Source organism: Leifsonia shinshuensis, assembly GCF_013410375.1.
Taxonomy (GTDB): Bacteria; Actinomycetota; Actinomycetes; order Actinomycetales; family Microbacteriaceae; genus Leifsonia; species Leifsonia shinshuensis.
Map to the genome: position 1 here is coordinate 3,312,282 of NZ_JACCFL010000001.1, position 13,411 is coordinate 3,325,692.

General features: G+C 71.7%; 13 protein-coding genes. All 13 read right to left on the minus strand.

Annotated elements, in window-relative coordinates:
- Window positions 1-104: 104 nt before the first annotated feature.
- A complete protein-coding gene (locus tag HNR13_RS16085) occupies window positions 105-869 on the minus strand; it encodes a pseudouridine synthase (RefSeq protein WP_179607395.1) in 765 nt (254 codons plus the stop codon).
- Complete coding sequence (gene scpB, locus HNR13_RS16090) at window positions 859-1,473, minus strand: SMC-Scp complex subunit ScpB (protein WP_179607397.1); 615 nt, start codon at window positions 1,471-1,473, stop codon at window positions 859-861. The genes HNR13_RS16085 and scpB overlap by 11 nt, the downstream gene beginning before the upstream one ends.
- A complete protein-coding gene (locus HNR13_RS16095) occupies window positions 1,463-2,290 on the minus strand; it encodes a segregation/condensation protein A (RefSeq protein ID WP_179607399.1) in 828 nt (275 codons plus the stop codon). Before HNR13_RS16095 ends, scpB begins: the two co-directional genes overlap by 11 nt.
- Window positions 2,274-3,173, minus strand: a complete 900-nt coding sequence (locus tag HNR13_RS16100; RefSeq protein ID WP_179607401.1) for an AAA family ATPase — start codon at window positions 3,171-3,173, stop codon at window positions 2,274-2,276. Before HNR13_RS16100 ends, HNR13_RS16095 begins: the two co-directional genes overlap by 17 nt.
- A gap of 132 nt (window positions 3,174-3,305) precedes the next feature.
- Window positions 3,306-4,211 (minus strand): site-specific tyrosine recombinase XerD, encoded by a 906-nt coding sequence (gene xerD / locus HNR13_RS16105; RefSeq protein ID WP_179607403.1) that lies wholly within the window; start codon window positions 4,209-4,211, stop codon window positions 3,306-3,308.
- On the minus strand, window positions 4,208-4,915 hold the full coding sequence (locus HNR13_RS16110; protein ID WP_179607405.1) for an NUDIX domain-containing protein: 708 nt from the start codon (window positions 4,913-4,915) through the stop codon (window positions 4,208-4,210). Before HNR13_RS16110 ends, xerD begins: the two co-directional genes overlap by 4 nt.
- Window positions 4,915-6,678, minus strand: coding sequence for a CTP synthase (gene pyrG / locus HNR13_RS16115; RefSeq protein ID WP_179609555.1), 1,764 nt, complete (start codon window positions 6,676-6,678; stop codon window positions 4,915-4,917). Before pyrG ends, HNR13_RS16110 begins: the two co-directional genes overlap by 1 nt.
- Before the next feature lie 52 nt (window positions 6,679-6,730).
- Entirely contained in the window at window positions 6,731-8,449 is a 1,719-nt protein-coding gene (gene recN / locus HNR13_RS16120) for a DNA repair protein RecN (RefSeq protein ID WP_179609557.1), read from the minus strand.
- Between the two features lie 88 nt (window positions 8,450-8,537).
- Window positions 8,538-9,464 (minus strand): NAD kinase, encoded by a 927-nt coding sequence (locus tag HNR13_RS16125; protein WP_179607407.1) that lies wholly within the window; start codon window positions 9,462-9,464, stop codon window positions 8,538-8,540.
- A 101-nt stretch (window positions 9,465-9,565) separates the two neighbouring features.
- Window positions 9,566-10,852, minus strand: a complete 1,287-nt coding sequence (locus HNR13_RS16130) for a polysaccharide biosynthesis protein (protein ID WP_179607408.1) — start codon at window positions 10,850-10,852, stop codon at window positions 9,566-9,568.
- A 209-nt stretch (window positions 10,853-11,061) separates the two neighbouring features.
- A complete protein-coding gene (locus HNR13_RS16135; RefSeq protein WP_179607410.1) occupies window positions 11,062-11,853 on the minus strand; it encodes a TlyA family RNA methyltransferase in 792 nt (263 codons plus the stop codon).
- Window positions 11,846-12,031, minus strand: a complete 186-nt coding sequence (locus HNR13_RS16140; protein ID WP_179607412.1) for a hypothetical protein — start codon at window positions 12,029-12,031, stop codon at window positions 11,846-11,848. Before HNR13_RS16140 ends, HNR13_RS16135 begins: the two co-directional genes overlap by 8 nt.
- A 27-nt stretch (window positions 12,032-12,058) precedes the next feature.
- A complete protein-coding gene (gene tyrS, locus HNR13_RS16145) occupies window positions 12,059-13,390 on the minus strand; it encodes a tyrosine--tRNA ligase (RefSeq protein ID WP_179607414.1) in 1,332 nt (443 codons plus the stop codon).
- Window positions 13,391-13,411 lie beyond the last annotated feature (21 nt).

The window sequence follows — 13,411 nt, forward strand, 5'->3', positions numbered from 1 at the left end:
AGTCGGGCGCGAATCCCCCCTCCTGCCGCAGGAGTTCGGCGCCGACGCGCCGCGGGGCCTCCTTCGGAAGGCGCTCCGGCAGGATGATCAGGCCGAGTCTCCTGTTATTGCCGCGAGATCGTCAGCAGCGCGCCCAGCTCCTCCTTGGTGAGGTCCCGCATCGCGCCGACCTTCAGGGTCCCAAGGTGCAGCGGGCCGAACTGGCGGCGCACCAGCTCGATCACCGGGTGGCCGACCTCCGCCATCATGCGGCGGACGATCCGGTTGCGCCCGGAGTGCAGCGTGATCTCCACGAGGCTGTCGCCGCCGCCCGAGCGCGACTGCAGCAGCCGGGCCTTGTCGGCCGAGATCGGGCCATCCTCCAGCTCGACGCCCCTGGTGAGGCGGGCGATCGTCTGCGGGGTCACCGTGCCGCGGACCCGTGCGATGTAGGTCTTGGTCACGCCGAAGCTGGGGTGCGCGAGCACGTGCGCGAGCTCGCCGTCGTTCGTCAGGATCAGGAGGCCGGAGGTCTCGGCGTCCAGGCGGCCCACGTTGAACAGGCGCTCGGGGTAGTCCGCCGTGAAGCGCGACAGGTCGGGCCGGCCCTGCTCGTCGCGCATCGAGCTGACCACGCCGACCGGCTTGTTGAGCATCACGTAGCGCCGCGAGGTGTCGAGCTGCACCGCGGTGCCGTCGACGGCCACCCGGTCGGTCGCCGGGTCGACGCGGCGGCCGAGCTCGGTGACGACCTGGCCGTTCACCGTCACGCGGCCGGCGACGATCAGGTCCTCCGAGACGCGACGGGAGGCCACCCCGGCGGCGGCCATGACCTTCTGGAGGCGTTCGCCCTGCGCGGCCGCGCCGCCGTTCCCGCCGTCACCGGACATCGTCGAACCCGTCCGCGCCGTCCGCCAGCAGCGGGGAGATCTTCGGCAGCTCCTCGATGGAGTTGATGCCGAGCTGGGTGAGCAGCAGGTCGGTGGTGCCGTAGTTGATGGCGCCGGTCTCGCTGTCGGTGAACAGCTCTGTGATGAGCCCGCGGCCGAGCAGGGTGCGGACCACCGAGTCCACGTTCACGGCCCGGATGGACGCGATCGCCCCGCGGCTGATCGGCTGCTTGTACGCGATCACCGCCAGCGTCTCCAGCGCCGCCTGCGACAGCCGGGTCGGGTTCTGCTGGAGGACGTAGCCCGACACGACCGCGTCGAACTCCGGCCGCACGTACACGCGCCAGCCGCCGCCGACCTCCCGCAGCTCGAAGCCGCGGCGCACACCGGGCGTGCCGTCCGGTCCGGCCTCGCCGTCGAAGTCCGCCACCAGCGCGTCGACCGCCGCGCGGACGCGCTTCACCGGCGCCCCCACCGCGGTGGCGAGCGTCACCAGGCTCATCGGCTCGTCGGCGACCATGAGGATGGCCTCCAGCGCGCGCTCGATCTGCGCGTCCTCGACGCCGGCCGGCTCGGTCTCCAGCTCGGTTCCGTCAACCGTCATAATCCGCTCCCAGGTTCGACAGGTTCTCCTCCGACCAGTGCTCGGCCGTCCAGCGCAGCGTCAGCTCGCCGAGCGGCTCCAGCTGCTCGAACGCGATCGCCGCGTGCCGGTACAGCTCCAGGACGGCGAGGAAGCGCGCGATCACGACGCCCTTCTGCTCCGCCCCGGCCACCAGCTGCCGGAACGACAGCGGCTCGCCCGCGCGCAGCATGCCGACCACGACGGCGGCCTGCTCGCGGATGCTCACCAGCGGCGCGTGCAGATGGTCGAGTCCCACGACGGGGATCTCCCGCGGCGTCATCGCCAGCGTCGCGAGCGCCGCGAAATCCTCGGCGGTCAGCGTCCAGACCAGCTCGGGCGTGCGCTGGCGGTACTTGTCCTCCAGCCGCACCGACCGCGCATGCCGCGCACTCTCCGCGTCGAGATGCGCAGCGAACCACGTCGACGCCTCCTGGAACGCGCGGTACTGCAGCAGCCGCGCGAACAACAGGTCGCGGGCCTCCAGCAGCGCCACATCCTCGGCGTCGACCAGCTCGCCCTGCGGCAGCAGTCCGGCGATCTTGAGGTCGAGGAGCGTCGCCGCGACGAGCAGGAACTCGCTCGCCTCGTCCAGGCTCTCGTCCGCGTCCAGCCGGCGCAGGTAGGCGATGAACTCGTCGGTGACGCGGCTCAGCGAGATCTCGGTGATGTCCAGCTCGTGCTTGGAGATCAGTGAGAGCAGCAGGTCGAACGGGCCCTCGAACGAGCCGACGGCGACGCGGAAGCCGCCGTCGTCCGCGGTGTCCTGATCCAGCGGCGGCTCAGGCGACGGCGCCACGGAAGATCAGTTCCCTCGCCAGCTGGCGGTAGGCCTCCGCCGCCTGGTGCTCCGGCGCGAACTGCGTGATCGGCGTCGCCGCGACGGAGGCGTCAGGGAACTTCACCGTGCGCGAGATCACCGTCTCCAGCACGCGGTCGCCGAACGCGTCGACGACGCGCTCCAGCACCTCGCGCGAGTGCAGCGTGCGGGAGTCGTACATCGTGGCGAGGATGCCGTCGAGCTCGATGGCCGGGTTCAGCCGCTCGCGGACCTTGTCGATGGTCTCGATCAGCAGGGCGACGCCGCGGAGCGCGAAGTACTCGCACTCGAGCGGGATGAGCACCCCGTGGCTGGCGGTGAGCGCATTGACGGTGAGGATGCCGAGCGACGGCTGGCAGTCGATGAGGATGACGTCGTAGTCGGCCGACACCTTGCGCAGCACGCCGGCGAGGATCTGCTCGCGCGCCACCTCGTTGACCAGGTGCACCTCGGCGGCGGAGAGGTCGATGTTCGCCGGGATGATGTCGAGCCCGGGGACGCCGGTGGTCTGGATGGCCTCCTGCACGTCCGCGTGGCGGTTCAGCAGCAGGTCGTAGATCGTCGTGACGTCGTGGGTCTGCGCGCCGAGGCCGGCCGAGAGGGCGCCCTGCGGGTCGAAGTCGATCGCGAGCACCCGGCGGCCGTACTCGGCCAGGGCGGCGCCCAGGTTGATGGACGTCGTGGTCTTGCCCACGCCGCCCTTCTGGTTGCACAGCGCCACGATCTTGGCGGGCCCGTGCTGCTTCAGCGCGGCGGGGACGGGGAACGCGCGCAGCGGGCGCCCGGTGGGTCCGAGCGGCGCGGCGAGGGATGCGGTGTCCATGCCGGGAAGCTCCGTCCTGACCTCGTCGTTGCGCGTCACCTGGCTGATCCTCGTCCCTTTCGATCGACGGCCGTTCACGGCCTGTTCACGGGGTCCATCCTATCCGCGTGCTCCCCCGTCCGCGGGCCGCGACGGCGGCGGGTCACCAGGGCGCCAGCCGGCCCGGACGCGCTACCGCGCCCGCGGGTGCGCCGTCACGTAGACGTCGCGCAGCGCGTCGGCCGTGACCAGCGTGTAGATCTGCGTCGTCGCCACCGAGGAGTGGCCGAGCAGCTCCTGCACCACGCGCACGTCGGCGCCGCCGGCGAGGAGGTGCGTCGCGAACGAGTGGCGCAGCGTGTGCGGCGAGATCTCCACCCCGAGCTGCGCGCGCTCGGCGGCCGCGCGGATGATCAGCCAGACGTTCTGCCGGGACAGGCGGGCGCCGCGCATCCCGAGGAACAGGGCGGGCGTCGCCCTCCCCCGCGCCGACAGCACGGGGCGCGCCCGGACCAGGTAGGCGGCGACGGCGGTCTGCGCGTAGCTGCCGAGCGGGACGATCCGCTGCTTGGCGCCCTTGCCGGTCAGGCGCACGACGTCGGTGTCGATCACGTCGTCCACGTTCAGGCCGACCGCCTCACTGACCCGGGCGCCGGTCGCGTACATCAGCTCCAGCAGCGCCTTGTCGCGGAGGTGGTCCAGCTCGTCGCCGTCGGTCGCCGCCAGCAGCGCGGCGACCTGGTCGACGCTGATCGCCTTCGGCAGCGTGCTCGGCAGCTTCGGCGGACGGACGTCGCGGGCGGCGTCGACCTCCACGCGTCCCTCCTCCAGGAGGAAGCGGTGGAAGCCGCGGACGGTCGAGAGCATCCGGGCCAGGGAGGTCGCGGTCAGCGGCGACTCCTCGCGGGAGCCGAGGTGCGCGAGGTAGCGCGAGACGGTCGCCGGGGCGACCTGACGGACGTCGAGCACGCCCTCGCCGTCCAGCCAGGCAGCGTAGACGGCGAGGTCACGGCGGTAGGCGGCGACCGTGTTCGCCGAGAGGCCGCGCTCGATGGCGACGTGCCTGAGGAAGGCGTCCGCGTCGGCCGCGACGGTCATCCCGCGGCGCTCTGCTCGCTCAGCTCGGCGGCGCCCTCCGCATCGGCCAGCTTCGGGTGGCTCGGCCACGGCGCGTCGGCCGCGCCCAGGCTCGTCCAGCCCCTCTCCCTGGCGACGTGCGCGGCGAGCACCGCGACGCTCAGCGGGGCGTTGTGCACGCGTCGCTCCAGCACCGCGTCGACGGCCTCCTCCAGCGGCACCCAGGCGACCTGGATGTCGGCCTCCTCGGCCTCGCGCTCGAACGCCGAACCCGTCGGGCGGACGTCGCGCGCCAGGTAGATCCGGATCGCCTCGTCATTGCCGCCGGGGCTGGTGAAGATGTCGGTCAGCACGTTCCAGCTGCCGGCCTCGACGTCGGCCTCCTCGGCCAGCTCGCGCTGCGCCGCGGTCAGCGGGTCCTCTCCGCGGATGTCGAGCAGGCCGGCCGGGATCTCCCAGTCGCGGTGCCGCACGGGATGCCGGTACTGCTTGATCAGCAGCACGCGGTCCTGGTCGTCCAGCGCGAGCACCGCGACGGCGCCGGTGTGGTCCACGTACTCGCGGGTGATCTCCTCGCCGTTGTAGCGGAAGGTGTCACGCCGCACATCCCAGATCCGGCCGTCGAAGGCGACCTCGGACGAGACGATCTCGGGACGGAACGGCTCGTCGCGAAGCACGGCACCTTCCGCCGGCGCACCCTTCGCCGCGGCGCCCTCCGCCGCCATCAGGCGTCCGCGCCGACTTCGAGGCTGTCGGCCGCGGCCGCCGCGCCGACCTCGTCGTCCGCCGCGACCTCGAACAGGAGGCTGGCCTTCTGGCGGTCGAGCGCGGCGCCGACCAGCCCGGCGAAGAGCGGGTGCGCGTGGTTCGGGCGCGACCGCAGCTCCGGGTGGGCCTGGGTGCCGATGTAGAACGGGTGCACGTCGCGCGGCAGCTCCACGTACTCGACCAGGTGCCCGTCCGGCGAGGTGCCGGAGAACCAGAGACCGGCGTCGGCGATCTGCTCGCGGTAGTTGTTGTTGACCTCGTAGCGGTGCCGGTGGCGCTCGCTGGCCTCCGGTGCGCCGTACAGGTCGGCGGCGAGGGAGCCCTCGGCGAGGACGGCCGGGTAGAGGCCCAGGCGCATGGTGCCGCCCAGGTCGCCGCCGGCGATGATCTCCACCTGCTCCGCCATCGTCGCGATCACCGGGAACTCGGTCTCCGGGTCGAACTCGGACGAGGAGGCGCCGGCCAGGCCGGCCTCGTGCCGCGCGTACTCGATGACCATGCACTGCAGGCCGAGGCACAGGCCGAGGGCCGGGATGCCGTTCTCGCGGGCGAAGCGCAGCGCGCCGACCTTGCCCTCGATGCCGCGCACGCCGAAGCCGCCCGGCACGCAGATCGCGTCGACGTCGCCGAGCTGGGCGGCGGCGCCCTCCGGCGTCTGGCACTCGTCGGACGGGATCCACTTGAGCTTCACCTTGGTGCGGTGGGCGAAGCCGCCCGCGCGCAGCGCCTCGGTGACCGACAGGTAGGCGTCCGGCAGGTCGATGTACTTGCCGACCAGGCCGATGGTGACCTCGTGCTTGGGGTCGTGCACGGCCTCCAGGAGGCGCGCCCAGCCGTTCCAGTCGACGTCGGTCGCCTTGTCGAGGCCGAGCTGGTCGATGATGTAGGCGTCCAGGCCCTGCTCGTGCAGCATGGTCGGGATGTCGTAGATGCTCGGGACGTCCACCGCGTTCACCACGGCCTGCTCGTCCACGTCGCACATCAGCGCGATCTTGCGCTTGTTCGACTCGGACACCGGCCGGTCGCTGCGCAGGACGAGCGCGTCCGGCTGGATTCCGATGGAGCGCAGCGCCGCGACCGAGTGCTGCGTCGGCTTGGTCTTCTGCTCGCCGGACGCGTTCATGAACGGCACGAGCGAGACGTGCACGAAGAAGCAGTTCTTGCGGCCGAGCTCGTGGCGCACCTGGCGGGCGGACTCGATGAACGGCTGCGACTCGATGTCGCCGACCGTGCCGCCGATCTCGGTGATGATGACGTCGGGCGCGGGCTCGCCATCCGGGCCGGGCTGGGCCTGGAGGCGCATACGGCGCTTGATCTCATCGGTGATGTGCGGGATGACCTGGACGGTGTCGCCCAGGTACTCGCCGCGGCGCTCCTTGGCGATCACGTTCGAGTAGATCTGGCCGGTGGTGACGTTCGCCGACTGGGAGAGGTTGATGTCGAGGAAGCGCTCGTAGTGGCCGATGTCGAGGTCGGTCTCCGCGCCGTCGTCGGTGACGAAGACCTCGCCGTGCTGGAACGGGTTCATCGTGCCCGGGTCCACGTTGAGATAGGGGTCGAGCTTCTGCATGACGACGCGGAGACCGCGGGCCGTCAGGAGGTTGCCGAGGGAGGCCGCTGTGAGGCCCTTCCCCAACGAAGAAACGACACCACCTGTCACGAAGATGTGCTTGGTAGTGCCGTTTTTGCTGTTGGTCTGCGCCGCGTCTGAATAATCCACCACGGGCTCTCAGCTTATCACCTGCGGCGGGGAGTCCCGCGCGTGTCGCGGCTCAGCGCGCGGTCGCCGCCATGTCCACGAGCTCGCGCGCGTGGGCGAGGCCGCTCTCGGAGTCGGGGAGGCCGGAGAGCAGCCGCGCCATCTCGGCGATGCGCTCGTCGCCGTCGAGCCGGCGCACGCTGGAGGCCGTGACAGCGCCGTCGCTGCCCTTGACGACGGTGAGGTGGTTGTTCGCGAACGCCGCCACCTGCGCGAGGTGGGTGACCACGATCACCTGGGCGCTCTCGGCGAGGCGCGCGAGCCGGCGGCCGATCTCGATGGCGGAGGCGCCGCCGACGCCGGCGTCCACCTCGTCGAAGATGAACGTGGGCACCGGGTCGGTCGCGGCGATGACAACCTCGATCGCGAGCATGACGCGGGAGAGCTCGCCGCCGGACGCGCCCTTGCCGAGCGGGCGCGGCTCGGCCCCGGGGTGCGGGCGGAGCAGGATCGCGACCTGGTCGCGGCCGCTGGCGGTGTAGCTCTGCGGGTCGGCCTCGTCGCGCTGGGTGACCTCCACGACCACGCGGGCGTCCGGCATGGCGAGGGCGGACAGCTCCTCGGAGACGGCGGCGGCGAGGCGTTCGGCGGCAGCGCGGCGGCGCTCGCTCAGGTCGGCGGCGAGCTCGACGACGAGCGCCCTGTCAGCTTCCACTTCCGCGGTGAGCTCCTGGATGCGGTCGGCGTCGCCGTCGAGCTCCAGGAGCCGGAGGCTGCCGGTCTCCAGCGTGCTGATGACGTCGTCGAGCGTGGGCCCGTACTTGCGGACGAGCGTGGACAACTCCGCACGGCGCTCCTGGACGGCCTCCAGCTCGCGCGAGCCGTCGGTGTCGAGCGCCGCGAGGTAGGTGGAGAGCTGCGCGGCGATGTCGGACGCCAGGTAGCTGAGGTTGGCCACGGCCTCCACGGTCGGCGCGAGCTCGGCGTCGTGGGGCGCGACGCGCTCGACCTGGCGGCGGGCGGCCTCCAGGAGGCCGACAACGTCGGGCTCCTCGGACTCCTCGGCCGAGAGCAGTTCGCGGGCGCCGGAGGCGGCGAGGCGCAGCTCCTCCAGGTTGGTCAGCCGCTCGGCGCGCTCGGCCAGCTCCTCGTCCTCCCCCGGCTGCGGCGCGACGGTCTCGATCTCGGCCATGGCGACCCGGAGGTCGTCGGCCTCGCGGGCGCGCCGGTCGCGGTCGGCCAACAGCTCGTCCAGCTCGGTCGCGTTGTCGCGCCAGCGGTGGAACACCTGCGCGTAGGCGTCGATCGCGGCCGCCAGCTCGGGGCCGGCGAACCGGTCCAGCGCCTCGCGCTGCGCGACGGCGGACCGCAGCCGCAGCTGGTCGGACTGGCCGTGGACGACGACGAGCTGCTCGCCCAGCTCGGTGAGCACGCTCACCGGGGCGCTGCGGCCGCCGACGACCGCGCGCGACCGGCCCTCGGCCGACACCGACCGGCTGAGCACGAGCTCGGCCGCGCCGTCGCCGAGCGGGTCGACGTCGCCGCCGGCATCGCGCACGCGCTCCACGACCTCCCCCGGCTCCTCGACGCGCCAGCGTCCCTCGACCCAGGCCTGCGGGCTGCCGAGCCGGACGGCCCCGGTGTCGGCGCGCTCGCCGAGCAGGAGGCCGAGTGCGGAGACGACCATCGTCTTGCCCGCGCCGGTCTCGCCGGTGATCGCGGTGAAGCCCGGCCCGAGCGGCAGGGCGGCGTCGGCGATGACGCCCAGGTCGCGGATGGAGATCTCGTCGATGCCGCCGCGGTTGCGGTCCGCGCGGTTGGGGCCTGCGCTGCTGCGGTCTGCGCTGCTGCGGTCTGCGCTGCTGCGGTTCGGGTGGTGCTCAGTCACGTCCGGCCGGCCCCCGCCATCCCGAGACCGGGAGGTCGAACTTGTGCACGAGCCGGTCGGTGAACGGCCCGGGGTGCAGCCGCGCGAGCCGCACCGGGATCGGCGACCGGCGCACGACGACGCGCGCGCCGCGCGGCAGGTCGAACTGCCGGCGCCCGTCGCACCAGAGGATGCCCTCCCCGCCCGCGCGGTCCAGCAGCTCCACGGCGAGGGAGGAGTTGCCGTCGACCACGAGCGGCCGCGAGAACAGGGCGTGCGCGCTCAGCGGCACGAGCAGGAGAGCGGCGACGCCCGGCCAGACCACCGGTCCGCCGGCCGAGAACGAGTAGGCGGTGGACCCGGTGGGCGTGGACATCACGACGCCGTCGCAGCCGAAGCTCGACATCGGCCGCCCGTCGACCTCGATGACGACCTCGAGCATCCGCTCGCGGCTCGCCTTCTCGACGGTCGCCTCGTTGAGCGCCCAACTCTCGTAGACGACCTCCTTGCCGACCTTGACCCGGGCGGAGAGCGTCATGCGCTCCTCCACCTCGTAATCCTTCGCGAGCCCGCGGGCGACGGCGATCTCGAGGTCGTCGCGCTCGCTCTCGGCGAGGAAGCCGACGTGCCCGAGGTTGACGCCGAGCAGCGGGGCGGTGCAACCGCGGACGAGCTCGGCCGCGCGCAGGATGGTGCCGTCGCCGCCCAGCACGATCACCAGTTCGAGATCGCTCGCCTGCACCTCGTCGCCGAGGACGGCGACCGCGTCGAGATCGGGTGCGGCGACGAGCAGGTCGCGCCGCTCGTCCTCGCTGAGCACGGGCACGACCCCGGCGGAGATGAGCTGCCGGCACACCTGCACGCCCGCGTCGAGGGAGTCCTGGCGACCGGTGTGCGCGACGACGAGGATGTATCGCTGCGCGTCACCCGATGCCGCCACGTCGCCTCCCTGTTGTGTTCGCGCCCCGTTTCAGGCCGTCCCACCATTCTGTCGGTTTTCGGGGCGGGATGTGCCGGAGGCGCGGAGATTGTGGAGAACGTTCATTCAGCGGCGGATGTGGAGACCGCACCGCCGCCCCCGCGATCGTGACGGCGCAGGTCCCGGAAGCGCGCGCGGATGGCGAGCAGTTGCACGAGCAGGACCGCTGTCTCCGCGATGAGCTGGCCGCCGAGCGCTCCGGTTCCGTGGAAGAACACGGCACCGACGAATATCGAGGGCAGACCGACCACAGCGCCGATCGCCGCAGACCGGGAGATGGCCGACATGCGCCCGAGCGCGACCAGGAGCACAGGCCCGGACGCCATGCTCGCACAGACGATCGCGACGTTCGCGCCACCGAGCGCCGCCGCAAGCGGCGGAATGTCTACCGTGCCCGAGAAGACCATGTGGGCGGCCGTCGATGCCCCGAAAGCGAATGCGATACCGCAGAGCACCCCGATACCCGAGCTGATGAGGGTGGCGCGCACCGCGCGCGCGATCCGTTGGGCGGGATCGACCTCGCGCCCGACCCACCCCTTGAGCACATACTGCTGGGTCGAAATGACCTGTTGGACCATCCGCTTGATTCGGTCGACCGAGGCGTAGAGCAGGGTGGCATTCACCGACCCGAGAGTCGCGACGGTCGTGCCGAGGGACAGATACATCGACGAGAAGATGTTCGTGCTCAGCGCGTGCCCCTGCATGCTGATGACACGCGCGATACGTCGAGGCCCGAGGGCGACGAAGTCAGCGCCGCGGACACCGAGCACGAGAGCGGCTGCCGCAGGCGAGATCAGGGCCCCGAGGAGAAGAGCGATCGGGTAGGCGTACAACGAAAGACCTGCGGCGATGGCCCACGCGGACAACGCGATCAGGAGGGTTCTCGGGAGCACCTCCGTGAAGAGGAACAGTCGCGGCCGCATCATCCCGATGAAGATCCATCCGCCGCCCATGACGGCCAACCCGGTCGCCAGAGCGATGAGGGCGGCGACGCCGTCTGATTCCGGTGCGAGCAGTGCCGCGACGGGGATGGCGATTCCGAGAACGGGAATCGCGACCGCAGCCTTCGTGATCAATGAGGTGGCGAATACGCGAGCGCGGTTCCGCTCCGACATGCGCGCGACACGCTGCGTTCCGCTGAGGCCCCACCCGAGCTCCACGACGACACCGGCCGTTCCGCCGAGCGACTGCCCGAGCGCGACCGCCGTCCACGCACCGCTGCCGTGCGTCGCTGTGATCGCGGGCAGGGCGAGGAGGGGTGACACTGCGTTGAGCACCGGGACTGCGAGATACCCGACGAAGACCGAGAACAGGATCCGCCCTCGGCCGAGTCTGGTCCGCCACGACACCGGAGGGAGCGGAGTCACAGCGGGCGGCCTCGTTTCGGCTTCGAGCGGCACGGAAGCACGGGGAGGCGACCGAAGTTTCACATTTCATTTTGCTCGACAGAGAATATCGACCCGCACGCCTCTCTCGCGCGACCTGAGCGGCCGATCCGCACAACAGGGGCCTCAGCTTCGCCTCCGCTTTCACACGCGGCGACAGAAGGCGTCGACGCTCACGCCGTGACCGCGCGCACCTTCTCCAGCCAGTCCGTCGGATTGCTCCCGCGCTCCGTCAGGTGCACCAGGGCCTCCTGGTTGCCGTGGGATCCGGCGATGGGCGAGGCGATCACTCCGGCGGTGCCGAGGCCCGCATCCCAGGCGCTCCACAGCACGCCGTCGACGGCGTCCGCGCGCAGTCCGGCGTCGCGCACGATCCCTTCGCGGACACCGGTGCGGCCGACCTCGAACTGCGGCTTGACCAGCAGGACGAAGTCCGCGTCCGGGGCGGCGACCTCGCGCAGCGCGGGGAGCACGTGCGCGAGCGAGATGAAGGACAGGTCGGCGACGACCAGGTCCGGACGGAGCTCGGAGCCGACGAGCGCGCCGAACGACTCGCGGGTCAGCTCCCGGACGTTCACGCCCTCGTAGGAGAACAGCCGGTCCTCCCGCCCCAGCTCGGGTGCGAGCTGCCCGTGCCCGACATCGACCGCGATCACGAGCCGCGCGCCGCGCTCCAGCAGCACCTGGCTGAATCCTCCCGTCGAGGCGCCGGCGTCGAGCGCCACCCGGCCCTCGACCGGGACCTCGAACGCGTCCAGGGCCGCGATGAGCTTGTGCGCGCCGCGGCTCACGTAGTGGTCGGCGCCGGCGACGACGAGCACCTGCTCCTCCCCCACCTTGGCGGAGGCCCGCACGACGGGCTTGCCGTCGACGGTCACCAGGCCGTCCGCGATCAGCGTCGCGGCGTGCGTCCGCGACCGAGCCAGCCCGCGCGCGGCGAGCGCGACGTCCAGACGTTCAGCCATGCCGTGGGGCGTCGGCGCCTTCGAGCCGGGCGGACAGCTCCTCGTGGAGCTGCGCGTACGCCTCGGCGCGCGCGGCGAGCGGCTGCTCCTCGATCACCTCGAGCTGCGACAGGAGACCGTCCGGGGTCGCCGGACCGTCGTCCGGCCGGTCGCCGTCCCCTGCCGCCTGGCTCTGCATGTCCGTCACCTTACCCGCGCGCGTCCGCTATTCGACGAACACCCCGCTGAGCGTCTTCTTCCCGCGCCGCAGCACGACCATCCCGCCCGGCAGCAGGTGGTCGCCCACCGCGGACTCGGCGTCCTCCACCTTGACGTTGTTGACGTAGACGCCGCCCTGCGCGACCGCGCGGCGGGCCTCGCCGAGGCTCTTGGTGAGCTCCGTGTCGACCAGGGCCTGGGCGATCGTGGTGGACGCCGCGGTCGTCGTGTTGGGGAGCTCGCGGAGCGCAGACTCCAGCGTGCCGCGGTCCTGGTCGGCCAGGTCGCCCTGGCCGAAGAGGGCCTCGGACGCCGCGATGACGGCCTCCGTCGCCTCCACGCCGTGGATGAGCGCCGTCACCTCGTAGGCCAGCCGGCGCTGGGCCTCGCGGCGGAACGGCTCCTCGGCGACCGCGCGCTCCAGGCGCTCGATCTCGTCGCGGTGCAGGAAGGTGAACACCTTGAGGCGGTCGATCACGTCGGCGTCGTCGGCGTTGAGCCAGAACTGGTAGATCCGGTAGGGGCTCGTGAAGCTCGCGTCCAGCCAGATCGCGTTGCCCTCGCTCTTTCCGAACTTGGTGCCGTCGCTGTTCGTGATCAGCGGGGTGCCGATCGCGTGGGCGTGCACGCCCTCCACCTTGCGGATCAGGTCGGTGCCGCTGGTCAGGTTGCCCCACTGGTCGCTGCCGCCGGTCTGCAGCACGCAGCCGTACTGGCGGTAGAGCTCCAGGAAGTCCATGCCCTGGAGGATCTGGTAGCTGAACTCGGTGTACGAGATTCCCTCGTCGGAGTTGAGGCGCGCGGCGACGGCGTCCTTCTTCAGCATCGTGCCGACGCGGAAGTGCTTGCCGATCTCGCGCAGGAAGTCGATCGCCGAGAGCGGCGCCGTCCAGTCCAGGTTGTTGACCAGCCGGACGGCGTTGTCGCCCTCGGACGACAGGAAGCGGGTGACCTGCTGCTGGAGGTAGCCGACCCACTCGGCGACGGTCTCCTTGGTATTCAGCGTGCGCTCGGCGGTGGGCCGCGGGTCGCCGATCAGGCCGGTGGAACCGCCGACCAGGCCGAGCGGCTTGTGCCCGGCCAGCTGGAGGCGGCGCATGGTCAGGAGCTGCACGAGGTTGCCGAGGTGCAGGCTCGGCGCGGTCGGGTCGAAGCCGCAGTAGTACGTGATCGGATCACCGGCCAGGAGCTCCTTGAGCGCGGCCTCGTCCGTGGAGACGTGGACGAGTCCGCGCCACTTCAGCTCGTCCCAGACGTCGTCGAACGACGGGTCGTTGGTCTGCGCGCTGAGCCTCTGCTCTGCGCTGCTCTGCTCTGCTGCGGTGGCGGTTTCTGGCACCTCCACAGAGTAGCAGCGGAG

Excerpts from the sequence above, each read along its gene's own strand:
- HNR13_RS16085 (WP_179607395.1), bottom strand. The coding sequence starts at position 869 with ATGTCCGGTGACGGCGGGAACGGCGGCGCGGCCGCGCAGGGCGAACGC.
- scpB (WP_179607397.1), bottom strand. The coding sequence starts at position 1,473 with ATGACGGTTGACGGAACCGAGCTGGAGACCGAGCCGGCCGGCGTCGAG.
- xerD (WP_179607403.1), bottom strand. The coding sequence starts at position 4,211 with ATGACCGTCGCGGCCGACGCGGACGCCTTCCTCAGGCACGTCGCCATC.
- HNR13_RS16110 (WP_179607405.1), bottom strand. The coding sequence starts at position 4,915 with ATGGCGGCGGAGGGCGCCGCGGCGAAGGGTGCGCCGGCGGAAGGTGCC.
- HNR13_RS16135 (WP_179607410.1), bottom strand. The coding sequence starts at position 11,853 with ATGGCTGAACGTCTGGACGTCGCGCTCGCCGCGCGCGGGCTGGCTCGG.
- HNR13_RS16140 (WP_179607412.1), bottom strand. The coding sequence starts at position 12,031 with ATGCAGAGCCAGGCGGCAGGGGACGGCGACCGGCCGGACGACGGTCCG.